Annotated in this window: 20 protein-coding genes, 1 tRNA gene and 1 pseudogene; 18 read left to right on the top strand and 4 right to left on the bottom strand. The window is 41.5% G+C overall.

Annotated elements, in window-relative coordinates; all coding sequences use genetic code 11:
* Positions 1 to 62: 62 nt before the first annotated feature.
* The gene (locus L0B17_RS11990) at positions 63 to 2,108 is read left to right on the top strand and encodes a S9 family peptidase (protein WP_235085087.1); all 2,046 of its coding nucleotides are present in this window, start codon (positions 63 to 65) and stop codon (positions 2,106 to 2,108) included.
* 67 nt (positions 2,109 to 2,175) lie between these two features.
* Here L0B17_RS11990 and L0B17_RS11985 read toward each other — a convergent pair whose 3' ends face one another.
* A complete protein-coding gene (locus L0B17_RS11985; protein ID WP_235085085.1) occupies positions 2,176 to 2,331 on the bottom strand; it encodes a hypothetical protein in 156 nt (51 codons plus the stop codon).
* 374 nt (positions 2,332 to 2,705) lie between these two features.
* Between L0B17_RS11985 and L0B17_RS11980 the strand changes: the two genes are divergently transcribed.
* The 12 genes and pseudogenes from L0B17_RS11980 (at position 2,706) to L0B17_RS11925 (ending at position 13,084) form a co-directional block, all read left to right on the top strand.
* On the top strand, positions 2,706 to 3,329 hold the full coding sequence (locus L0B17_RS11980; RefSeq protein ID WP_443019949.1) for a YchE family NAAT transporter: 624 nt from the start codon (positions 2,706 to 2,708) through the stop codon (positions 3,327 to 3,329).
* Positions 3,330 to 3,451: 122 nt separating this feature from the next.
* A tRNA-Ser gene (locus L0B17_RS11975) sits at positions 3,452 to 3,539 on the top strand.
* Between the two features lie 434 nt (positions 3,540 to 3,973).
* A complete protein-coding gene (locus L0B17_RS11970) occupies positions 3,974 to 4,444 on the top strand; it encodes a MerR family transcriptional regulator (protein WP_235085081.1) in 471 nt (156 codons plus the stop codon).
* A complete protein-coding gene (locus L0B17_RS11965) occupies positions 4,444 to 6,690 on the top strand; it encodes a heavy metal translocating P-type ATPase (RefSeq protein ID WP_235085080.1) in 2,247 nt (748 codons plus the stop codon). The genes L0B17_RS11970 and L0B17_RS11965 overlap by 1 nt, the downstream gene beginning before the upstream one ends.
* 10 nt (positions 6,691 to 6,700) lie before the next feature.
* On the top strand, positions 6,701 to 7,051 hold the full coding sequence (locus tag L0B17_RS11960) for a cupredoxin domain-containing protein (RefSeq protein WP_235085078.1): 351 nt from the start codon (positions 6,701 to 6,703) through the stop codon (positions 7,049 to 7,051).
* A 196-nt stretch (positions 7,052 to 7,247) separates the two neighbouring features.
* Positions 7,248 to 7,619: a hypothetical protein gene (locus tag L0B17_RS11955; RefSeq protein ID WP_235085076.1), complete on the top strand. Its 372-nt coding sequence runs from the start codon at positions 7,248 to 7,250 to the stop codon at positions 7,617 to 7,619.
* A gap of 137 nt (positions 7,620 to 7,756) precedes the next feature.
* Positions 7,757 to 8,272: a DUF411 domain-containing protein gene (locus L0B17_RS11950; protein WP_235085074.1), complete on the top strand. Its 516-nt coding sequence runs from the start codon at positions 7,757 to 7,759 to the stop codon at positions 8,270 to 8,272.
* Positions 8,269 to 10,331 (top strand): annotated as a pseudogene (locus L0B17_RS11945) (copper resistance system multicopper oxidase). The gene L0B17_RS11950 and the pseudogene L0B17_RS11945 overlap by 4 nt, the downstream one beginning before the upstream one ends.
* 11 nt (positions 10,332 to 10,342) lie before the next feature.
* Positions 10,343 to 11,056, top strand: coding sequence for a copper resistance protein B (locus L0B17_RS11940; RefSeq protein WP_235085072.1), 714 nt, complete (start codon positions 10,343 to 10,345; stop codon positions 11,054 to 11,056).
* A 114-nt stretch (positions 11,057 to 11,170) separates the two neighbouring features.
* Entirely contained in the window at positions 11,171 to 11,593 is a 423-nt protein-coding gene (locus tag L0B17_RS11935; RefSeq protein WP_235085070.1) for a copper resistance CopC family protein, read from the top strand.
* A gap of 14 nt (positions 11,594 to 11,607) precedes the next feature.
* Positions 11,608 to 12,528, top strand: coding sequence for a copper resistance D family protein (locus L0B17_RS11930; protein ID WP_235085068.1), 921 nt, complete (start codon positions 11,608 to 11,610; stop codon positions 12,526 to 12,528).
* 64 nt (positions 12,529 to 12,592) lie between these two features.
* Positions 12,593 to 13,084 carry a YybH family protein gene (locus L0B17_RS11925; protein ID WP_235085066.1) on the top strand — a complete coding sequence of 164 codons (492 nt, stop codon included), beginning with the start codon at positions 12,593 to 12,595 and terminating at the stop codon, positions 13,082 to 13,084.
* Between the two features lie 158 nt (positions 13,085 to 13,242).
* On the opposite strand, the gene L0B17_RS11920 is transcribed toward L0B17_RS11925, so the two are convergent.
* The gene (locus L0B17_RS11920; RefSeq protein ID WP_443019891.1) at positions 13,243 to 13,512 is read right to left on the bottom strand and encodes a MarR family winged helix-turn-helix transcriptional regulator; all 270 of its coding nucleotides are present in this window, start codon (positions 13,510 to 13,512) and stop codon (positions 13,243 to 13,245) included.
* A 146-nt stretch (positions 13,513 to 13,658) separates the two neighbouring features.
* Complete coding sequence (gene dmeF, locus L0B17_RS11915) at positions 13,659 to 14,627, bottom strand: CDF family Co(II)/Ni(II) efflux transporter DmeF (RefSeq protein ID WP_235089795.1); 969 nt, start codon at positions 14,625 to 14,627, stop codon at positions 13,659 to 13,661.
* Positions 14,628 to 14,974: 347 nt separating this feature from the next.
* Between dmeF and L0B17_RS11910 the strand changes: the two genes are divergently transcribed.
* Positions 14,975 to 16,366, top strand: coding sequence for a DEAD/DEAH box helicase (locus L0B17_RS11910; protein WP_235085063.1), 1,392 nt, complete (start codon positions 14,975 to 14,977; stop codon positions 16,364 to 16,366).
* Between the two features lie 74 nt (positions 16,367 to 16,440).
* Here L0B17_RS11910 and L0B17_RS11905 read toward each other — a convergent pair whose 3' ends face one another.
* Positions 16,441 to 16,671, bottom strand: coding sequence for a hypothetical protein (locus L0B17_RS11905; protein WP_235085061.1), 231 nt, complete (start codon positions 16,669 to 16,671; stop codon positions 16,441 to 16,443).
* Positions 16,672 to 17,126: 455 nt separating this feature from the next.
* On the opposite strand from L0B17_RS11905, the gene aguA reads away from it, so the two are divergent.
* From aguA to L0B17_RS11885, 4 genes are all read left to right on the top strand, one after another.
* Positions 17,127 to 18,239 carry an agmatine deiminase gene (aguA, locus tag L0B17_RS11900; RefSeq protein ID WP_235085059.1) on the top strand — a complete coding sequence of 371 codons (1,113 nt, stop codon included), beginning with the start codon at positions 17,127 to 17,129 and terminating at the stop codon, positions 18,237 to 18,239.
* 80 nt (positions 18,240 to 18,319) lie between these two features.
* A complete protein-coding gene (locus L0B17_RS11895) occupies positions 18,320 to 20,026 on the top strand; it encodes an amidase (RefSeq protein WP_235085057.1) in 1,707 nt (568 codons plus the stop codon).
* Between the two features lie 320 nt (positions 20,027 to 20,346).
* Positions 20,347 to 22,575 carry an EAL domain-containing response regulator gene (locus L0B17_RS11890; protein WP_235085055.1) on the top strand — a complete coding sequence of 743 codons (2,229 nt, stop codon included), beginning with the start codon at positions 20,347 to 20,349 and terminating at the stop codon, positions 22,573 to 22,575.
* A 14-nt stretch (positions 22,576 to 22,589) separates the two neighbouring features.
* A complete protein-coding gene (locus L0B17_RS11885) occupies positions 22,590 to 24,530 on the top strand; it encodes a sensor histidine kinase (RefSeq protein WP_235085054.1) in 1,941 nt (646 codons plus the stop codon).
* Positions 24,531 to 24,691: the final 161 nt, after the last annotated feature.

Below are 24,691 nucleotides of genomic sequence, written 5' to 3'. Positions count from 1 at the left end.
CTTGAGCGTTTTGCTTTCGTTAATCTGCCAATAAATAAACATAACAAGAGATAATCAATAATATGAAAACTTCTTCAGTGCTTTTTGCATTGGTTGCCGCAGGAATGGCAACATCAGTGCATTCAGCTGAGCCTTTTACAGTTCAGCACTTAGTTAATATGAATAAACTTCATTCATATGCGGTATCACATGACGGCAACACCCTAGTTTACGGCGTTAAAGTGGTTGATGCTCAAGGTGAAGCAAGCTCAGATCTTTATTCATTGGATTTAAGCAGTAAAACAGCCACACCTAAGCAGCTAACGTCAGCCTCAGGTACCGAACATGAGGTCAGTTTTTCTGCTGACAGTAAAAGTATTTACTTTTTAGCAGACCGCAATGGCAGTAGCCAACTATATCAGTTACCGCTAAATGGCGGCGAAGCGCAGCAGGTGAGTGATTTACCTCTTGATGTTAATGGCTATAAATTGTCGCAAGATGGCAAACAAGTTGTGATGACTCTGCGGGTATTTCCAGAGTGTAAAGACTTAGTATGTTCTAAAGAAAAGTTTGCAGCAGAGCAAGAGCGTAAAACCACTGGCCGTGAATACAAACAGCTTATGGTGCGTCATTGGGATACATGGGAAGATCATGCCCGTAATCACTTATTTGTCGCTAACCTTAACGGCACTAAAATTACCGATGCCGTTAACGTGACCCAAGGTCGTGACACTGAAACCCCACCAAAGCCATTTTCAGGCATGGAAGAAGTGACCTTTACCCCAGATGGCAAGTTTATCGTATACAGTGCCAAGGCGCCGAGTGCAGATCAATCTTGGACAACTAATTACGATTTATGGCAAGTACCTGTCGCTGGTGGCAAAACGGTTAACTTAACTGAAGCCAATAAAGCCTGGGATGCCCAGCCGACTTATTCAGCCGACGGCCGTTATATGGCATATCTGGCGATGACAAAACCTGGATTTGAAGCTGACCGCTATCGATTAATGTTACTGGATACGGTAACCGGGCAGGAAAAAGAAGTTGCTCCTTTATGGGACAGAAGCCCAAGTTCAATTAACTTCAGCAAAGATGGACGTACGCTTTATGTCACTGCCCAAGATGTTGGTCAGGTATCAATATTTGAAGTTAATCCGCAGTTTGGTGATGTGCGTCCAATCTATAATGATGGCAGCAACAGTATTGTTGCGGTCACCAATAATAAAATCATCTTTAAAAATGCCTCACTAGTTGAACCAGGTGATTTGTACACCATCAGCTTAGAAGGTGAAAATCTAAAACGTTTAACCCATGTTAACCAAGATAAACTGGCTGATATTAAATTCGGTGAATTTGAACAGTTTAAGTTTAAAGGCTGGAATGATGAGACTGTGCATGGTTACTGGATAAAACCTTCAAATTACAAAGAGGGTGAAAAATATCCGATAGCATATTTAGTCCACGGCGGCCCACAGGGATCATTTGGTAACTCATTCAGTGGTCGTTGGAACGCTCAGTTATGGGCTGGAGCCGGTTATGGTGTGGTGATGGTTGATTTCCATGGTTCTACCGGTTATGGCCAAGCATTTACCGACTCTATCAGTCAGGATTGGGGCGGAAAGCCATTAGAAGATTTGAAAAAAGGCATGGCAGCAGTCACTGAGCAACAACCTTGGTTAGATGCAAATAATGCCTGTGCACTTGGTGGTTCATATGGCGGCTACATGATGAACTGGTTCCAAGGTCATTGGAATGACGGCTTCAAGTGTTTGATAAACCATGCTGGTTTATTTGATATGCGCTCAATGTATTATGTGACAGAAGAGCTGTGGTTCCCAGAATATGAATTTGGTGGAACTTATCACGACAACAAAGACTTGTACGAGAAGTTTAACCCAGTTAACTATGTTGAAAACTGGAAAACACCTATGCTAGTTATTCACGGTGAAAAAGACTTCCGTGTACCTTATGGTCAAGGTTTAGCCGCATTTAGCTTTATGCAACGTCAAGGTATTCCATCTGAATTACTCATGTTTCCAGATGAAAATCATTGGATCTTAAATCAAGATAATTTACAGCAATGGTATCAGAATGTGTTCCGCTGGATGGATCGCTGGACTGCAAAATAAGCTTAGATAATGTGAAATAAGATGTGGTGTCAGAAATGACCCACATTTTTTTTATCTTGGTAATAAATTAAGCGGACTTCTTTTGAGCGTTAGCCAGTTCAGCTGCATCAAACTCTTTGTCTTGATATGGCTTAGTTATCCATAAAAAATACGTCATTCTTCTTCGCGAACTACTGAATTTACGACTATTATTTTTTTGGCAAACTTTATTACGCACTGCCATAGAAATCCTTATAAATATTTCTATTAAACTTAAATCATTTTTAATATAAAACATTGTACCTTAATGTCGATTTTAAAACACATTGACAGTACAGTTATTTTGGTAAAATTACATTATAACGTCATTTTTTGGTTGAATAATATTCACCTGTAGTGTTAGCAATGTTTTAATGGTTTGCGGTTGTACATTTGTGGTTGCTTAGTTACAAAATTGTGCTTAATTAATGATTATTAAGGGATATCAATAAAACCCATGAAAAACTTGTGATTTTATTGAAAATATCACTTCTATAAACAGACAACTTACATTACAGTAGCGCTCTTTTTTTATGTGCTTTAAAAACAATCTATTTAGAGGGTATCTCATTGGATTACATGCTTTACATCAAGTTCTTTTTAGGGCTTTTAGCGATTATTAATCCTGTTGGTCTGCTGCCTGTTTTTGTCAGTTTAACCAGCCATCAGACCGACTTAGAACGAAAACACACTAACAGAGTGGCTAACTTTGCCGTAGTGGTTATCTTATTTGTCACTATTATTGCGGGTCAGCATATTTTAAACATGTTCAGTATTTCACTGTCAGCGTTTCGAATTGCCGGCGGTAGTTTGATCTGTATTATTGCTATGTCGATGCTGCAAGGTAAAATCAGTGAAGTTAAACGAAATCAAGAAGAAGATCGTGAGTCATCGGGTATGGAATCTGTTGCGGTTGTGCCATTAGCATTGCCTTTAATGGCAGGTCCTGGTGCAATTAGTTCAGTCATCGTATTTGCCGCTGAACACAATACTTTAATCGATTTTGTTGGTATGTTCGGTACAGTACTGTTTTTTGGTTTATTGAGTTGGTCATTGTTTAACATGGCTCCAGCCATTTTCAAACTATTGGGCAAAACCGGTATCAACGTGATTACACGTTTAATGGGGTTGTTAATGTTATCTTTAGGTATTGAAGTTATTGCTGCGGGTGTTAAAGGCTTGTTCCCTCAACTTATGGGCTAAATACTTAATGTTGCACAGCATTTGTGCAAACGCTAGAGTGGTTGGCTTTTTAACTTGACCCAACATCGCCATTTGCGTAAAGTAGCGGCCGCAGAGTGATTGACTCTATAAAACAATCTTAAGGTGACGTGTCCGAGTGGCTGAAGGAGCACGCCTGGAAAGTGTGTAAAGGGCAACCTTTCGAGAGTTCGAATCTCTCCGTCACCGCCATATTCTCAAACGAAGACGTCCTAGGACGTCTTTTTTTGTGCCTAAATTTTTGAAAGTATATAATTTAATGACTTTTAAACATCCAATAGTGTTTTTTAGCATCCACACATCTTAGTCCCATTCAATGTACCACCAGATAAAATGAATGTACCACTGGCAGGCCAGTGGTACATTGAGTGTCTGATAAACTTAAATTCCCAGTGGTACATCATGGCTAGGATATCTACCACAGCAAGGTCATGAACGTTTTAAGCTCAACATCATTGATCAATAACACGAACGTGCATGCTCTTGCTGTGATCAGTAATCTTCTAATAATAGGGCGTTCAAATGCGGCCTATTATTTTAATATTCAAACCTTGCTTGACCTGTGTGTAACACATAGGTTTATAGTCAAGCTATCGTAACGGTTAATCTTAGCTTTGGGAGACAATATGAAAGTGAGTCAACTTGCTAATGAATTAGGTATTACCGCTGACACAGTGCGATTTTACACTCGTAGTGGATTGCTTAATCCCAATAAATCACCCGTTAATGGTTATAAAATCTATAACGACAAAGATAAGTCGCGTATGCAATTTATTTTAAGCGCTCGTAAACTTGATTTTTCAGTTGATGAAATTAAAGTGATTTTTTCAAAAACCGATCATGGTGAAAGTGCATGTCACCTTGTGCGGGCATTAGTAAAACAAAAGCTCGATGAAACAGAGCAACAATTTAATGAAATGCTGAAGCTCAGATCACGACTTTCACAGGCTGTAGAACAATGGTCAACCATGCCAGATAACCTGCCGACAGGAAACATGGTGTGTCATTTGATTGAAGGCACTCATCAAGCTAACCTTCCTACAGCAAGTGTTCCTCAGCATAACAAGGTTAACTTAACACCAACGGAGGTTAAGTAATGGATCATACGACACACTCACCTATGCAACTCAATATCCTCGGCGCAGGTTGCGCCAGTTGTGTAGGCAAAATTGAAAAAGCGATTAACAGCGTGCAAGGCGTTGATTCGGCCGAGATGAACTTTGCCGACAGAACGGTACTGGTTACGGGTAAAGCATCTGCCGAGTTGATTATCAAAGCGGTAGAAAGCGCCGGTTATAACGCCACTCAAATACAGGCCGAGTCGGCAGAAGATGCCATGAATGAGAAAGAACAGGCTGATTTACAACATTATAAAAGTTTATTGCGCCATACCTTTATCGCGTTGTCCGTCGGTATTCCGTTGATGGTTTATGGACTGTTTATTGGCGAAATGACGGTATCAACCCTATCAGAGCAAGTGGTGTGGGGGTTGGTTGGTGTGATGACTCTGGCCATTATGTTGATCTCCGGTCGGCATTTTTATATTGGCGCCTGGAAATCATTTTTAAACCATAACGCCAATATGGATACCCTTATTGCCTTAGGAACTGGAACAGCTTGGGTTTACTCGATGTTGATTGTTGCATTTCCACAACTATTTCCCGAGATGGCAAGGCATGTATACTTTGAAGCGACCGCAATGATTATTGGTTTAATTAATCTTGGTTTAGCACTCGAAGTTAAAGCACGCGGTAAAACCTCAGAAGCCATTAAGCGTCTCATTGGCTTGCAAGCCAAAACAGCTCGGGTTATCCGTGATGGAAAAGACCTCGATATCGACATTGCCCATGTATTACTTAACGATCACGTTAGAGTTCGCCCAGGCGAAAAAATCCCCGTAGATGGAGTGGTTATTGAAGGTAACAGCACCATTGATGAATCAATGTTGACCGGTGAGCCAATGCCGGTTGAAAAAGTACTCGGTGATGATGTGGTCACTGGCACCTTAAATAAATCAGGCTCAATCATATTTAAAGCCACTCGAGTAGGTAAAGATACCGCACTGGCGCGCATTATTAGCATGGTCAAACGGGCGCAAAACTCTAAGCCGCCGATTGGACGTTTAGCTGATGCCATAGCCGCTTACTTTGTGCCAGCGATTATGATTATCGCGATAGTCAGTGCCATGGTGTGGTTTAACTTTGGCCCTGAGCCATCGAGCGTATTTGCCATCGTGTCTGCTACAACGATATTAATTATTGCTTGTCCTTGTGCGCTAGGACTCGCAACGCCAATGTCAGTCATGGTCGGCGTAGGTAAGGCGGCTGAATCAGGGGTGCTTATTCGTAACGGTGAAGCATTGCAAACCGCGTCTAAAATCACCGCCATGATATTAGATAAAACTGGCACTATTACCGAAGGTAAACCGCAGGTTACCGATATTATTCTGGTCAATGCCGACAGTGAAGAGCAGGTACTTGGGCTGGCCGCTGGGATTGAAAGTCACTCAGAACACCCATTAGCCCAAGCCATTGTTGAAAGCGCACATGCTAGAGGCGTTGATGCGATTAACACAGAACACTTTACTGCCATTTCAGGCAAAGGTGTCGAAGCTGAAGTGGATAGCCAGATATTATTATTTGGTAATAAAAAACTGATGCATGACAAACACATTGATATTGATCTTCATGAAGCAAAAGCTCAAATATTAGCAGAAGAAGCTAAAACACCAATGTATTTGGCACTTGCGGGGAAGTTACTGGCCATTATAGCGGTATCAGATCCAATAAAGCCTGACTCAATCGAAGCGATAGCGAGACTGAAACGCAGTGGCATCAAAGTGATTATGTTAACTGGGGACAATAAAGCGACCGCAGCAGCAGTGGCTAAAAAAGTCGGTATTGATGACTTTTTCGCAGAAGTCATGCCAGAAGATAAAGCCAATAAAGTGGCAGAACTTCAGCAACAAAATGAAGTGGTTGGTATGACCGGCGATGGCATTAATGACGCCCCCGCATTAGCGTTAGCCGATGTCGGCTTTGCTATTGGAACAGGCACAGATGTGGCGATAGAAAGCGCTGATATTACCTTAATGCGTGGCTCTCTTCATGGCTTAGCAGATGCGATAGCCATTAGTAAAGCAACGCTGCGCAACATTAAACAAAACTTGTTTGGCGCATTTATTTACAACATCGCCGGTATTCCCTTAGCCGCGGGTGTGCTTTTTCCAGTATTTGGAATTTTGCTTAATCCAGTGATTGCCGGTGCTGCGATGGCCTTTTCATCACTAACAGTAGTGAGTAATGCTAACCGTTTACGTTTGTTTAAAGCGAAACAACACTAGGAGGTTTAACATGTTAATTAATTTACTGTGTATCGCATTAATCGGTTTTATCATTTGGTGGTTTTGGTTATATAAACCGGCAAACGGTGCGAGTGTTGACGCTAGCACATCGATACTGGTTAAAGACGGTGTGTATTCGCCAGCACGAATTAAGATTGCGGCTAATACACCAACAAAAATAACCTTTTTACGCCAAGACAAATCAGGATGTTCAGCCACAGTCTTGCTACCCGACTTGGAAATTAGCCAGGACTTAGCGCTGGATAAGCCAACGACAATAGCCTTACCGGCCCTGGAAAAGGGGGAGTATCCATTTCATTGTCAGATGAAAATGTATCAAGGCGTGTTGATTGTTGAGTAAGTATTACCATAGTTACTAATGGGGTTAATAAAACCCCATTATAAAAAAATAGGCCAGTGGTGATATATCAGGAAAGTGTCGTATTAAGCTAAAGCTGTAATGTTATATGCGCGAACTAAATAACGCCTTAAATAACTAACTCTTGTTTAACAAGCTATATTTCACTATCCTATTTACAGTTTCTTTTGGAGTCTCAATGCGTAAAGTTCACTTAATCATGATGTTTGTTTTACTGACGTTTGTCGGTCAAACTTTTGCATCTGTGATTTTGCCATGCTTTATGCCTATGACGACCTCAAATATAGCTGCCGATAAAGGTAATGGCAGTGCATGTCATGAAACCAATATGCAAATGAACATGATGGCAGAGAGCAATGACAATATAAGTGATGATTGTTGTGATCAAACTTGCCATTGTCCTGTCGGTTCATGCTTATCTGTTGCTTTAACAATGGCTATGCCAACGCTTAAATCAGAAGTCAGTCTATTTAATGCTACAACAATGTTTACCTCAGCAATTATGCCTCAGCATCGTTCTTCTTTATACCGTCCTCCCATATTTGTCTAACATAGGCACAGTTACGCCTTTTTTTTGCTAACTGTCCTAGCCAATCATGTAGTTTCAATTTTTTAACTTTTTCGGTTAATAAACTGGCATTAAACCGCGTTGTTTAATGTGACGAAATTTGATTTGGAGGCAATATTATGTCTGATTTATATCGCAATGCTATTCGTTTTTTTGGTGTTATAGGCACTGTTTTTATTCTGCAAATTATGGGAGGGATGTTACCTGCCCATGCAACGGAACCTGACTCTGCAGCGCCATTACTCACTGTTTATAAAGATGCCAATTGTGGCTGTTGTGAGAAATGGCTAACGTATATTAGTGAGCGTGGCTTTAGTGTTAATGTCCACAATATTGACAACCTTTATAAGTTTAAACAATCAAAGGGTATTCCTGCTTCAATGCAATCTTGTCATACCGCAGTGTCATCACAAGGTTATGTGTTTGAAGGGCATATCCCTGCAAAATTCATTAGTCGTTTTTTAGCAACACCCCCTAAAGATGCTATCGGCCTAACCGTACCCGCTATGCCTGTGGGCAGCCCTGGTATGGAGTACCAAGATAAATTTATGCCGTACCAAGTGATACTGTTGAAAAAAGATGGCAGTAGCCAAGTTTACGCCCAAGTAAACTCGCTTGAGGAGTCTGTGCAATGAAATCTCAATATATGATAAAACCCATGATTCAAACGACAAACAGTGAACCCAATAACAGTCGACGCCGGTTTGTGTTTGGTGCATCCGCCATGTTGGCATTGATGTCGATCCCTTTCCCTAAAAATGCCTTCGCTAATGCGTTAAGCCAATCGTTGAGCCAGCTTTCTGGCAAAGTGTTCGACTTATCAATTGACTATAAGATGGTTAATTTTACCGGAAAATCTGCTCGGGCCACTGTGGTAAACCAATTACTGCCCGCGCCGTTATTACGTTGGAAAGAAGGTGAAACAGTCACCTTAAGAGTGAAAAATAATCTCGATCATGATAGTTCTATTCACTGGCACGGTATTATTTTACCCACCGAAATGGACGGTGTGCCTGGCTTTAGCTTTGATGGCATAAAACCCGGTGAAACATTTGAGTATCAATTTACCGTCCAGCAAAGTGGCACTTATTGGTATCACAGTCATTCAGGTTATCAAGAACAAACCGGTTTATTTGGCGCTATTGTGATAGATCCTGCGAGCCCCGATCCGGTCATATATGACCGTGATTATGTGATCATGCTGTCTGATTGGTCTGACGAAGCCCCTGAAAATATTTATGCGAAATTAAAGAAACAAGCCGATTACTATAATTATCGTGAGCGTACGATAATGGATTTTTTCTCTGACGTGAATAAAGATGGCTTAGCCAATACCTGGAACGCCCGTTCGATGTGGAACAACGCGCGCATGAGTGACAGCGATATTTCTGATGTGACTGGCTCAACTTACACCTATTTAATGAATGGCAACCCTCCGCAACAGGGCTGGCAAGGGTTGTTTAAACAAGGTGAGAAAGTACGCTTACGCGTTATAAATAGTTCTGCTATGACCATATTTGATGTGCGCATACCGGGCCTTAAGATGAGTGTTGTTGCCAGTGATGGTCAGAACATTCAACCCGTTTTGGTGGATGAATTTCGAATAGGCGTCGCCGAAACCTACGATGTGGTTATTGAGCCTGAGGTTGACAATGCCTACTGTATTTTCGCGCAGAGTATTGACCGCACCGGCTTTACGGTAGGTAATCTCACCTCAGATGCCAATTTACATGCGCCTATTCCGCCAATGGATCCTAGGCCAGTGCTTGGCCACAGTGATATGGGCATGGACATGAGTGACATGGACATGAATGGTATGGATCATAGCAAAATGGACATGGGCGCTGGTGATATGTCAGGCATGGATCATAGCAAAATGGACATGGGCGCTGGTGATATGTCAGGCATGGATCATAGCAAAATGGACATGGGCGGCGGTGATATGTCAGGCATGGATCATAGCAAAATGGACATGGGCGGCGGTGATATGTCAGGTATGGATCATAGCAAGATGGACATGGGCGCAGGTGACATGTCAGGCATGGATCATAGCAAAATGGACATGGGCGGCGGTGATATGTCAGGTATGGATCACAGCAAGATGGCGATGGGCGCTGCGAAAGCGACAGTATCAGGATTAGGGCTTGCAGGCTTTGGCAGTAACAATGAAATTAAACACATTGAAACTGAGTTCGGCCCACAAGTGGATATGCGTGCCGATGCGCCAAAAAGTGGCTTACACGATCCCGGATTGGGCTGCGTGACCATCAACAGCAATTCAACCGTAAAGTATTAACCTATGGCGATATTAAAGGCTTACATCCTACTTACGACACGCGCCAACCTAGCCGCGAAATTCAACTGCATTTAACCGGCAATATGAACCGATATATGTGGTCTGTGAATGGGGTGAAATTTATGGACGCCGCGCCATTAGAGTTTGAATACGGTGAAAGACTGCGGATCACCTTAGTGAACGACACTATGATGACTCACCCTATGCATTTGCATGGTATGTGGAGTGAGTTAGAGACAGGCGACCCTGATTTTATTCCACGTAAGCACACGGTATTAGTTCAGCCAGGTTCTAAGATCAGTTATTTGGTCACAGCCGATGCAAAAGGGCAATGGGCATATCATTGCCACTTGTTATTCCACATGCCAGGCATGTTCAGAAAAGTCGTGGTGAAATAAGGGCAATACAAATGAATAAAACGAATTTAATGGCCTTGGGGCTGTTGAGCCTAGGCGCCACATTGACCAGCTCAGCGGTGTTTGCCGGCGGTAATGATGACCCTCTATTAACAAAAGTCATGCTGGATCAATTTGAAAAAGGCGTGGAATCGCACGATCCCACCCAATTTAGTGCACAAGCCTGGCTCGGTTACGATTTGCACAAGTTGTGGCTTAAAACCGAAGGTGAATATGCAAATAGTGATAAGCAAGACCTTGAAATACAGACTCTTTACAGTAAGCCCATCGCACCATACTGGGATGTACAATTCGGTATTAAAACCGATATCAAACCGACGCCGACCCGTAATTGGGCTGTTATTGGGGTTCAAGGGTTAGCGCCATATTTCTTTGATATTGACGCGGCCTTATTCATAGGTGAACAAGGCCGTACGGCCATGCGTTTAAGTGCGGAATATGAACTGTTAATCACTCAAAAGTGGATATTAACACCTGAAGTAGAAGTTAATTTATTTGGTAAGGACGATGCAGAACTTGGAATTGGCTCTGGCATATCAGACGTCAGTGCAGGGCTGAGATTGAGATACGAGATTGTTCGAGAGTTCGCGCCCTATATCGGTGTCGATTGGCGTCAGAAACTGGGTAATACCGCCGATTATGCCCGAAGTGAAGGGGAAGAAACACAAGAAACCCAGTTTGTCATTGGTTTTAGCGCGTGGTTCTAAGACCTCGTTCGTACACTTAGTTGAAGGCTTGGCGCCAAGAGGTTAGCTAAGCCAATATTTAATCATTTATGTGAACCGTTTTCGTTCGTTATAAACAATATAAAAGGAAATATCATGAAATTATTTAACAACGTTTTAGTCGTAGCAAGTCTATTGCTGAGTGCTTCAGCATTTGCTCATGTCGGACTGGGCAGTTCAATGCCCGCTAACGGCGCTATGCTAAGTCAAGCCCCAACAACACTTGAACTGACCTTTACGGCTCCGGTGCGTTTGGTCAAATTAACAATGCAAGATGACAAGCAGCAAAGCGTACCGCTAACATTACCGGCAAGCACGAGCAGCCAAGCAGCATTTTCATTCGCCCTACCATCATTAAGCGCAGCTAATTACACGGTTAACTGGATGATCATGGGTGACGACGGTCATAAGATGAAAGGCAACTTTAGCTTTATGCTTCACGACTCTGGCATGAACTCTCGCAGTGCACCGCCTATGAAAATGGAGCATGAGATTAGCGAGCACACTGCACACCAATAAATGGATGAGTAAACATGATATTAACCGTATTTGAAATATCGGTGTTGATATCTAAATGGGTTATTTATCTGAGTGTTGCCGCCGTTATTGGCGGCACATTGATGCAATATCTCATTAAGGGTCAACGTAATCTCAGCATTAGCGTTGCAAAATATACCGGCCTAGGTGCCGTTTTGGGCTTGATTGCCGTGAGTGTCAATTATTTTGCTCAAGTAGGCGCTTTTGCTGAAAGCGGCTTGATGGGAATATTTGATGCGCAGATGCATGCGTTTCTTTGGCCAACCCAGGTAGGGCAAACGGTACTTTGGCGCTTAATCGGTTTTGGTTTAATGCTAGTGGCCAGTGGTTTACGGTTACATAAGAACCGCTATATCAAAACGTTTTCTGCGGTATTAGCGATTCTCAGCTGTCTGTTAATGGCTGTCACGTTTACTTTTATTGGCCACAGCACTGAAGTTGGATTACTTGCTCAAGGCTTAATACTGATACACGTGTTGATCATTGGTAGTTGGATAGGCGCTTTTTATCCATTATGGAAATTATGCAGCACCGATGACCACAGTAATGACAACGTCTATGATAACCGCGTCATAAAAAATGTCATGGATACATTTGGTCGTTTAGGCATAGTGATTGTCATTCTAGTGTTGCTTTCAGGCATGGGAATGGTGTGGATGTTGTTTGATAGTCCCACTGAATTACTCAGTACCAATTATGGTATAGCGGTCACCATCAAGCTAAGTTTGGTGGTTATCATTTTGCTTATAGCGGCATGGCATAAATGGGTTTTAGTGCCTAAGTTAACGATTGCGACCACATCGCACGCTAAAAAAGCATTACAAAAATCGATAGGGTTAGAGGCGCTAGTTGGCATATTTATATTAGCGACAACTGCAGTACTCTCTAGTGTGTTAGGCCCTATTAGTCTCGGGTAATCGATAAATAGAACTAATCGATAAATAGAACTAAGGGGTAATAATGAAAAGTAAAGGAAGAATAATGAAAAATAGACAGGTAGCTGTAATACTAACGGGCGCGATGTTACTGATATCAGCAGGGTACAGTGGCTTAAGTTTGGCCCATGGAGATGAAACCCATGTCGTCGAAAAGGCTCAGTTTATCGGCGTAGATTCCGCTGCAGGCCAGCTTGTTAAGCAGTTTCATAATGCCTTACAAACCGGAAATGAAACCATTGTTAGGTTATCACTCGCTGAAAATGTGCAAATTTATGAAGGTGGTAAAGTGGAACGTTCATTGGTTGAGTATGCCAGCCATCACTTACATGCTGATATGGCATACCTTAAAGGGTTAACCGTTACCCTAAAAGAGCATCAAGTAAGCATAACCGGTGATATTGCTATTTCTACAGCAATTAGCCACTCTCAAGGAGAGTATAAGGGCAAAGTTGTCGACTCAATCAACATGGAAACCCTGGTATTAACCAAACAAGGCGATGGCAGTTGGAAAATAACCCACGTGCATTGGTCGTAACTATCTAAACCTGCAGGTCGCGATATCTCTATTTAATAGCGTGACCTTGTGGATATTCTCAATATAATCACACAGACTCATACTATCTAGAGATATATGGGGCTGTGTGTAAAGCAATTCGGCCTGGTATCAAATTCTGTGTCAATTCCACTCTGCAATTAGAACTCCCGGTTCATTTTGGCGAAACATTCTGTTAGCACCTCAATTGAGCTTTCATCTAAGTTACGCGTAATGTCCTCAGTCAGTTGGATATGCATACGATTATGGTGTGTATGAAGCTCAATCCCTTCAGTTGTTAGTCCAACGAGTATTGAGCGCCTGTCGTCTTCGTGTGGAGAGCGGGTAATTAATCCAAATTTTACCAGCTTCTCTACCTGAACAGTTAACGTACCTGTAGTAATTCCAAGTCTATCTGCTAACTCCTTCATTCTCATCGGTCCATGAGAGCCTAACACCTCTATAGTGTGTACTTGCGCTAGTGAATACCTGGTATCTTTAACGACAGACTGCTCCCAAGAAGACAGTTTGTCGTAAAACTCGATAATTAAGTTATTCAAAGAATGCATAAAAGGCCTTAGCAGTAATTCACTTCGAGGGTTAAGTGGCTTAGCTTATCAAACTTATTCAAAGAGTGTTTAAATGTTTCAACACTGGTATCTGTTGTTGTGCACAATGCTATTGAAGCAGAATAATGATCAGCGCTAATTTTCCAGATATGGATATCAGTAACTTTAGTGTGCTCATCATTAATCGTGTTAATGATGTCTAGTTGATATTCTTTGTCGATGTTTTCATCTAAAAGAATTGGGCTTGTCTGCTTCATAAGACCCAATGCCCATTTAGTTATAATCACCGCACCAACGACGCCCATAATGGGATCTAACCAATACCATCCAAGGAATTTTCCGACTAGAAGTGCACAAATGGCTAACACCGAGGTTAATGCGTCAGCAAGTACATGGAAGTAAGCAGCCTTGAGATTATGATCGTGACCACTATGATGATCATGGTGTTCATGCTCATGCTCATGTTCATGCTCATGTTTATGCTCATGTTCATGACTATGGTGGTCACTGTGGTCATGGCCGTGATGTTCATGACCCAATATAAACATACTGGCGATATTGACGATGAGTCCGACGATAGCAACAAGAATGGATTGATTAAATTGGATTTCAATAGGTGATAGTAGACGATGTAAAGATTCAGCTAGCATTATGATAGCGACAATACCTAATGCTATTGCACTGGTATAGCCGCCGAGCACGCCAACTTTGCCCACACCGAAAGAGAACTTGTTACTACTCGCATGCTTTTTGGCATAGCTATAGGTGAACAGTGTGATGCAAAAGGCTGCGGCATGAGTTCCCATGTGCCAGCCATCAGCGAGTAAGGCCATAGAACCATAAACAGTGCCGGCTATAACTTCGATGACCATGGTGATGACTGTGATGATAAGTACATACCATGTTCGTCTTACATTTTGTTCATTAACAGATGCGAAGTTATGTTGATGGATATATTTTTCAGCAATCGTTTTCATGGTTAATAGTTTGATTATCAAATAATGGTTCAATATATATTATTTGATAATCAAGGTAAATGATTGTGATTACTCAATAATACATATACGGAAAATATCTTTGTACCACTAGGGTCTACTGATCTTTGCTGGTCGAACAATTCGCTGCCAAAACAACCTTGAAAGATCAACCGGCCCTATAGATCATCATTTTCAATTTTTTACCAGTTTTCCTAGCCATTCTAAGTGTTGAAATGCATCCGTCGATAGCCTCTTTCGCCATATTCTAAAAGAAAGGCGTTCTTGGGCGTCTTTTTTGTTTATAATGACTTCAATTCTTGCCAATCACCTTGTTCGAGCACTTTTCTATGACATTTTTATCTCTTGGGTTACACCCCAGCATCGTCGCTAACCTAGCAAAGTTAGGTTATGAGACACCGACCGCTATTCAACAAAAAGCGATCCCTGAAATCCTTAATGGTAAAAATGTTATAGCGGCGGCACAAACCGGTACGGGTAAAACGGCCAGTTTTGTATTGCCCATTTTAGATAAATTAGCCAAAGGCGAAACGGGTCGTAAAAAAAGAATGCGTGCGCTGATATTAGCGCCCACCCGTGAACTAGTATCCCAAGTGCATCAAAATATTGAAGGTTACGCGCAAGGTTTGTCGCTGCGTGCTATGGCTATGTATGGTGGCATTGACAGTAAAGAGCAAAAAGCGGCATTGCTTGATGGTGTCGATATTGTGGTGGCAACGCCAGGTCGTTTATTAGACTTGTATACTCAACGCGCATTACATTTTGATGAGCTAGAAGTGTTAGTGCTTGATGAAGCTGATCGTATGCTTGATATGGGCTTTATTGAAGACATTAATAAGATTTTGGCAAAGCTGCCTGAAGACAGACAAAACTTATTATTTTCAGCCACACTGTCAAATCAAGTTAGAGTGCTAGCCAAAACTGCGGTACGTAATGCAGTTGAAATAACTCTGAATAAGCAAGTCGCCACTAAGCCAAAAATTGAGCAATGGTTGACTACAGTTGATAAAGATAAAAAGTCAGCACTGTTAAGCCATTTGATACAAGAACAGCAATGGCCACAAGCCTTAATCTTTATTGAGACTAAGCAAGGTGCTGCAAAGCTTGTGAGTCAACTTGCTAAACGTGACATTATTGCTGAATGTATTCACGGTGGACGCAGTCAGGTTGTGCGCGAACAACTGCTTGCTGATTTTAAACAGGGCAATATTCAATATCTTGTCGCTACGGGTGTCGCAGCGCGTGGTATTGATATTGATGATTTGCCCGTTGTTGTTAACTACGACCTACCTTTTCCTGCTGACGATTATATTCACCGTATTGGCCGAACAGGCCGAGCAGGTGCAAGTGGCTTAGCGATTTCGTTAGTATCGAACGATGACTTTAAGAACCTGTGTATGATTGAAAGCCGTTTGGGTGAGCTAATTGAACGTAGAGTCATAGCAGGTTTTGAACCGAAAAGACCTATCCCTATTTCAGTATTGAACTTTGTTCCTCAAGCGCGTCATCAAGCCAATAAAGATAAAGCACCTCAAGTAAGCTTAGCTTTAAATAAAGGTAAAGAGTCGGCAAGAGGGCGTTCAGCACCTAACTTCAGTAGCGAACCTAGTCGCAATAATAATAGTGTGACATCTCAGTCTTCATCGGTTTCAAGTACTGAATCGTCAAGTAATGCGAATAAGCCGTTACCGTTAAATCCATGGGGCTTACCAAAAGGTTAAGCTTAAAAACGATAACGGTTAAATATTCAACAGGGCGCAATAACAAACACAGGCAGTTGTTGCGCCAATATAAGTTAAGCGTTGTTGATTTTTTGTGTTAAGCCATATGAATCGTCTGTGACAAGCCGCTCTAAAACTTCAACACGATCCCGCAGTGCGCTTACTTCCTTCAGTAATGAGTTATTATGGCTGTCATGTTCACTGGCTGCGCGTATTTGGCGCTCTCTGAGTTTCATTATACTGACAATAAAGCTGCCTAAAATGGCTAAAATAGGGATAAGTAACGCTAAACTACCTGTATTCATAATATTTCCTAATTGATCTTGTTATTTATATTCATATATTGATTGTATTCAATTGCTTTAACCAGTGACATTTGTCACCAAAAATGCATTTATTTGATGACGTCATTAGCTACATTGAAGGGCAAATAACCTTAATATTAAGATTACCTCTGGTTATATTCTTGACCATTAGTCTTAATCTTGCTGCAGTAGATACACTCAAAAACGGTTATATTTAGGTAACTGGTAGACATACAAGTCTTTAGCGTAAACCGTCTTAAATGATATGATATGCCAATATATTGCAACCAAGCTAATACTCATCTAGTGAAGACTTGGTCAAGTCGGCCTAACTATCCACGTGATAAATGCGATAAATCGATTTTTATTTGAATGGTATGAACTGTATTTTTTCTGTCGTCCTATGTTAGGGCGCACACTTTTATGTTTTTTCAGCATTTCTGGAGACAAAATTAATGACAAACGCGAATATGGATGCCACACAGTTAACCACTAAGCCATCTGAAGATGGTTTTCATATGCCCGCAGAATGGGCGGCGCAGCAAGCTGTGTGGATGCTTTGGCCATATCGTCCGGACAACTGGCGCTCTGCAGGGGCTTATGCTCAGGCAACGTTTGCCAAGGTGGCTGATGCCATAGGTGCAGCTACACCTGTTTATATGGGGGTACCTAAAGCATTTTTGGTACAGGCCAAAACGGTTATGCCTTCCCACGTTACTTTGGTTGAAATTGATAGTAATGATTGCTGGGCTCGTGATACAGGCCCAACAGTCGTGGTAAATGCCAAGGGCGAATGCCGTGGTATCGACTGGGGTTTTAATGCCTGGGGCGGTCATAACGGTGGTTTGTACTCTCCATGGGATAAAGACGAGCAAGTGGCGCAACAGATGAACGCGCAACATGGTTTAGAGGGGTATCGCGCGCCGCTTATTCTTGAAGGTGGTTCAATTCATGTCGATGGTGAAGGCACTTGCATGACCAGTGCTGAGTGTTTACTTAACAGTAACCGTAACCCTGATTTGACTCGTGCACAGATAGAAGCATTACTGTCTGATTATTTAAATGTGCAGCAGTTTATTTGGTTGGAAGAAGGCGTGTACATGGATGAAACCGACGGACACATTGATAATATGTGCTGTTTTGCTCGCCCTGGTGAAGTGATTTTACATTGGACTGATGATCAAAATGATCCGCAGTATCCTCGCTCAAAAGCGGCCTTAGATGTGTTACAAAATGCGGTAGACGCAAAAGGTCGTAAGTTAAAAATCCATTTAATGCCACAACCAGGCCCTTTGTATTGCACCGAAGAAGAAGCGCAAGGTGTAGAGGTGGGGACCGGTGTACCACGCACGGCGGGTGAGCGTTTAGCGGGTTCTTATGTAAACTTTTTAATCACCAACAATCGCATTGTTTTCCCGTTACTTGACCCGACAACCGATGATATTGCCGCACAAAAACTGCAGGAAATTTTTCCTGAGTATGAAATTGTGGGTGTGCCTGCGCGTGAAATATTATTAGGTGGCGGTAACATCCACTGTATTACCCAACAAATCCCTTCAGGACAGTAAGTAAAACCATGACGAACACAGTGACCATTTGTGTCACTGTTGTTGCAACGCAATTGGCTTTCAATAAGAGGTCGTAACACATGTTCGAAGTCACTGAAATTTCTATTTCCGAGTTGCGTGCTGCACTCGAATCAGGCCGTACTACAGCGGTTGAACTGGTGAAGTCTTATCTAGCTCGAGTTGATGCTTATGACGGCCCAGCGACACAAACCAAGTTAAATGCATTGGTGGTGCGTAATCAAGATGCGCTAAAAGAAGCCGAGGCTTCTGATGCGCGCCGAGCTAGTGGTGAAACACTTAGCCCACTTGATGGTATTCCTTACACAACCAAAGATAGTTACCTTGTTAAAGGGCTAACGGCGGCTTCGGGCAGCCCAGCCTTTAAAGATTTGGTGGCCCAATATGATGCATTTGCTGTTGAGCAGTTACGTAAAGCGGGTGCTATCTGCATAGGCAAAACCAACATGCCGCCTATGGCTAATGGTGGTATGCAGCGTGGTCATTATGGTCGTGCAGAAAGTCCATACAACGCAAACTATCTTACCGCACCTTTTGCTTCGGGTTCGTCTAATGGCGCAGGTACTGGTACCGCGGCAAGTTATTCAGCCTTTGGATTGGCCGAAGAGACATGGTCAAGTGGTCGAGGCCCAGCATCAAATAATGGTCTGTGTGCCTATACTCCGTCACGAGGGGTGATTTCTGTACGTGGCAACTGGCCGTTAACACCGACCATGGATGTGGTCGTGCCTTACACTCGTACTATGGCAGACATGTTAGAAGTGCTTGATGTTATCGTTGCCGATGACCCAATTACCCGTGGTGATTTATGGCGCCTGCAACCCTGGGTTGAAATCCCAAAAGCATCAAGCGTGCGTCCACAATCTTATTTGGATTTAGCGGCTCAAGCCGACTCGCTTAAAGGCAAACGTTTCGGCGTACCGCGTATGTACATCAATAAAGATGAACTGGCTGGTACGAGCGAAAACCCAGGTATTGGCGGACCAACCGGTCAGCGTATCAATACCCGTGCGACAGTTATCGACTTATGGGAAGCGGCGCGCACAGCACTGGAATCTGCTGGAGCAGAAGTTATTGAAGTTGATTTTCCGCTGGTGTCAAATTGTGAGGGTGATCGCCCAGGTGCACCGACTGTGTACAATCGCGGTATTGTCACGCCAGAGTTTCTTGAAGACGAGCTGTGGGAGTTATCAGGTTGGGCTTTAGATGAATTCTTGCGTGCTAATAATGATCCTAAACTGAACAAGCTGGCTGATGTTAATGGTCATTTGATTTTCCCACACGACTTAGGCACCTTGCCAAATCGTGAAGGTGATTTAGCTGCAGGCATGGATGAATACGTCAACATGGCCAAAAGAGGGCTTAAGTCGTATAACCAAATCGACAGTATTCCCGATGGTTTGCGCGGCTTAGAGAAAACCCGCAAGTTGGATCTAGAAGACTGGATGGATGAGCTAAAACTCGATGCCGTGTTGTTCCCAACCGTGGCTGATGTTGGCCCCGCTGATGCGCACGTCAATCCAGCGTCTGCCGACATAGCTTGGAGTAACGGCGTTTGGGTTGCTAACGGTAATCTGGCTATTCGTCACTTAGGTGTACCAACGGTAACTGTGCCTATGGGCGTAATGGCCGATATTGGTATGCCAGTCGGGTTAACGTTCGCTGGCCGTGCCTATGACGACAACAACTTGTTAAGTTTTGCCAGTGCATTTGAGGCAACAGGCAATAAACGAATGATCCCACCACGCACCCCTACACTGGGTAAATAAAGGTAAAAGCTAAGCTGAAGTTTCAGTAAGTGAAAAACGGGATTGGTTTTAAATACCAATCCCGTTTTTATTCAAAATGAATTAACCCTTCATTGAAGCATGATGGAAACATAATATATTTAGTAAATGCTATTGGTCGTTTAAGTAAGAGTTTCAAGGTATTTTAAAGCTAGCTTAGGCAAGAGGTTGCTATTTAGAGTCGGTTATATGTAATAGCATTTGGTTCGTGATCGTTTTGTAAGCTATAAAAATTGACAAATCACTGATTTGGGGCTAAAAATAATATTAAAAATGGTTACATCTCTATATAACAGGAGGTTATGATGGGCCGGTCAACTGAATCATATATTTTTTTAGCAGAATCGGATTGCAATCAAGAACAAATCGAACAACTTAATAAAACATGGAAGATATTAAGTGTCGAAGATGATTTAGATTACCAAAGAGCCCTTGTTTCTAGTTTAGAATCATTGATTTTACCTAATCGCACCAGACTCCAAATACTTACGGCTAATTCAGCTTTTGAAGCGTCAACGATTCTAAACACTCATTCAGATATAGGTCTGATTTTATTGGATGTCGTGATGGAGGAAGACGATGCCGGCCTTCGTTTAATCAGTACCATTCGAGAAGATCTTGGAAACGCCTTAGTTAGAATTGTTCTTGTAACGGGTCAACCTGGATTTGCTCCTGAAAAAGACGTTATGTATGCCTTAGATATAGACGAGTATTGGAATAAAGCTGACTTAAAGCTAGATAAATTGCACTCAATCGTTTCCAGTAACTTTCGAACCTGGAATTATATATCAGAGCTTGCCGAAGCCAGTCAAAGTCTGCAAATAGTGCTCGACGCCGCGAGAAGTATAAGCAACCGTTATGAACTATCCACCTTTACCCGAACCGTATTAGCTGAAATCGCCAATATTATTGGTGCTAACGAAGGTGGTTTGATTTGTATGGGCAATAACCTGAACTTAATTAAGGATGCTCATGTCGTAACCGCGACGGGATGTTTTGAAAAACTGAAAGGGCTGACAATTTCAGATGAGCATCTCAATGAAATTTATGCAGATTTACAACAGGCACTTAATCAAAAACGTCATGTTATTACAAGACTACGTTCAGTGCTTTACTTTGAAACTAAAGATGTAAATGAGAAATGCTACTTGATTGTAGTAAGCTCATCTAAACCTCTAACAGATGCACATATCAATTTACTTAAAGTATTTAGTGAAAATATCAGTAGTGGTTTTACTAATATAGCTTTACTTAACCGTGTGACTGAACTTGCCTATACCCATAGTGATCTGAATATTCCTAATCGTAACTGGTTAAAAAAAGAAATTCAGAATATGAGCTCTTTAGAATGGAAAAAAACTCGCTTAATCATGCTAGAAGTGAAGTATTATGATGAAATGAAATTCACTTTTGGTTATGAATTTACACAGAGTGTATTGATTTATGTGCATAAAGTTTTACATGAGATTTTACCAATTAGCACACGAGTCACTTTATCGGGGCATAAACAATTCTCTATTTTATTAGATATTAATTTTGAATTGACTCCAGAGTTAATTCATAAGCTGACTTGTAATGAAATTGAAGTTGACGGCGTAGCACATATATCTTCATTTACTTTACTCGATATGCCGCTTGATACTCTTGATCAAAGTTCAGCTATCAAAATAATCAGTATGGCTGAATCAGAACTTAAACAAGCATCTTTAAACAATATCGCCTATATCCAACACTCACAACACGAAACAGACTTAATTAATCGTCGTTACGGCTTAATGGGAGAATTACGTGCTAGCATTCGTGAACGTAAGTTGAGTGTCATGCTGCAGCCTAAAGTCTGCTTATTCTCTGGAGAGATTGTAGGTTTTGAGTCTTTAGCCAGATGGCAACGTGATGACGGTAGTTTTGTGCCACCAGATGAGTTTATACCTATAGCGGAAGCCGCTGGACTAATTATCAAACTTGACTGCCTGATATTTGAAAAAACCATGGAAGCATTAAATACCTTAGTTGATATGGGTTACCGAGTTCCCATCGCTTTTAATGCTTCTTCTTTTGACTTACTACACCCAGATTATTTTAACTTTATCTCAAATTGTATCACTCGCTATGGCTTGCCTTCGGAGTTACTAGAGCTAGAGGTGACAGAGTCTCAGGCAATTGCAGATTACGACCGCATTCAAGAATCTCTGCAACGCTTTGTGGTTTTGGGCATAAAAATAAGTATTGATGACTTTGGAACGGGTTATTCATCACTTGCACATATTTCACACATTACCGCCCATTCGATCAAAATTGATCGAAGCTTTGTTAGTCAGCTTGAAGTAGATGAAAACAGTGAGCATGTTATCAATATGATTTTGAAATTAGGAAAAAAATTCAATTTCAGCATAGTGGCAGAGGGGATTGAAACAGAATATCAAAAGATGTGGCTTAAGAATGCAGGTTGTGATATTGCTCAGGGTTATTTATTCTCTAAGCCATTAGCTATCCAAGACTTGATCCAATGGCTAGCAGCATATCGCAAGTAATAGGCACTGTATTTATGTCTTTATTTACCGCCAATCTAACTATACCAAAGCGCCGTTTATTGTTGAAGTCTGTACTGGTGCTGGTTTTTTCAATAATACTTGCATGGTTGACCTATCAACTTCTTTATAAGAATAAAGTGGAGGAGCTAAAAAACATTCAAAGTCAGAAGCTATTTATTGCAACAAACCTATTTAGTCGTGAGCTGAGCGGCTTAGGCGATTTACTGACTCTACTGGCAAGTAGCCAAGCTCTTTTTCCAAAAAACGATCAAAGTCGCCAGACTCAAGGATTAACACTTCAATCAAAACAAAAAGTTCAGAACTATTTTATTAAATTTGGTAAAAGCTCGTCTAAAATCTCACAAATTCGTTGGCTTGATCACAATGGACAGGAAGTTGTAAGAGTCGAGTTTGTTGCCGGCGAAGTTGTGGTGCCGCAAGTAACAAGTCTACAAAACAAACAGGCACGTTATTATTTTAAGCAAGGAATGCAAGTCGCTGCGCCAAATATGTATGTTTCACCTATTGACCTGAATGTTGAACGCGGTGAAGTAATTAAACCATTTGAACCTGTTATAAGAGGAACAATCAAAACATCATCAGATACACATCTATTCTCTGGATTGCTCATAATCAATTATAGATTAGATAATTTGCTGGCAACCATCCGAGATCATAATATCCCGGAAGCTAAAATATCTATTATCAATCGTGAAGGATATTGGTTGCTACACCCACACCCCGATAAGGAGTGGGGCTTTATGCTAGATCAGCCAAGGTTAAATTTAAAAACTGAGTCACCAGAGTTTTGGCACTATCAAAATGAACATTCCACAGGCGGTGATTACATTCTTGACAACGTACTTAGTAGCTTTATTCCTTTAGCAATATTTCTAGGTGCGGAAACAGGTGCTAATACTAGCGAATTATTATTGTATGCGACCAGTAATCCAAACTTTTTGTCAGGTGCGAGGACTCAGTACTTATTTTTTGTATTAGTCATATTTTTGAGTTTAGCGGTATGTGGTTTCTTCATCATTTGGCGTGAGTTTTGTTATCAATGCAAGCTAATTGCACTTTCATTGAAACTACAAAACGAGCAGCAAGAATTAGAACGCGTTAATGATTCTTTAACAAAAAATATTGTTAGACAACAACTCTTACAGGACGAGTTGGTTGAGGCCAACAAGTTATCATCTTTAGGGTTAATGGTTGCTGGTGTCGCTCATGAACTTAACACACCAATTGGCGGTGCGATTATCTGCGTATCTAGTGCCGATAATGCTAATGAAAAGTTGAAAAAATCTATGTTAGAGGGCTTATCTAAAAGCCAGTTTAGCGCCGCAGTTGAGTTAATTCACAGCAGTCTGCACCTAGCAATAGTTAATTTAGATAAAGCCGTTAATCATTTAAAACACTTTAAACGCTTAGCAATTGATCGCGTGAATGAAGACTATATAGAATGCTTGTTGGATGAAGTGGTCAGTGACTTGATTGTTAGCTTACAACCTTTATTTATTAAGAGTAAAGTTGTTCTTGTTGAAGATATTGAGGCCAACTTAGCATTGTTAACTCGTCCAGGTATTATTTCCCAAGTACTAGAGAATTTTATTATTAATAGTTTGAAACATGGTTTTGCTCCAGGACAGCCAGGTATCATCGAAATAAAAGCGCGTAGGCTTAGTGAAAGTCAAATATCTATTTTAGTGTCTGACAACGGATCAGGTATCCCTTCAACTTTGCAAAATAATCTATTCGATCCCTTTGTTACAAGCGGAAGAGGGAAAGGTAATATTGGACTAGGTTTATATATGGTGAATCAATGGGTAACAAAACTTTTGGAGGGTCAAATAATGCTTAATTCTGAACAAAACGGTGATAATAAATTCTCCACTCAGTTTACCGTTTTACTACCAGTTAATTCGAAAAATCCCGAAGTGAATAATACAAATTGAGAGGTTATAGTAAATTAATATGTGACATACCTAGTGAGCTAAAATAATAGTGAAAAAAGTAAACCTATATCTTAGACGATTTATTTTTAGCACCAACAGTGTCGGTTACGCCAATGAGGCCATCACCGACACGGTTATTGTTGGCTGAAAAACAAATTGTT

The organism is Shewanella sp. OMA3-2, from assembly GCF_021513195.1.
In the GTDB taxonomy this organism is placed as follows: Bacteria; Pseudomonadota; Gammaproteobacteria; order Enterobacterales; family Shewanellaceae; genus Shewanella.
This window is presented reverse-complemented; position numbering and strand designations above follow the sequence as displayed.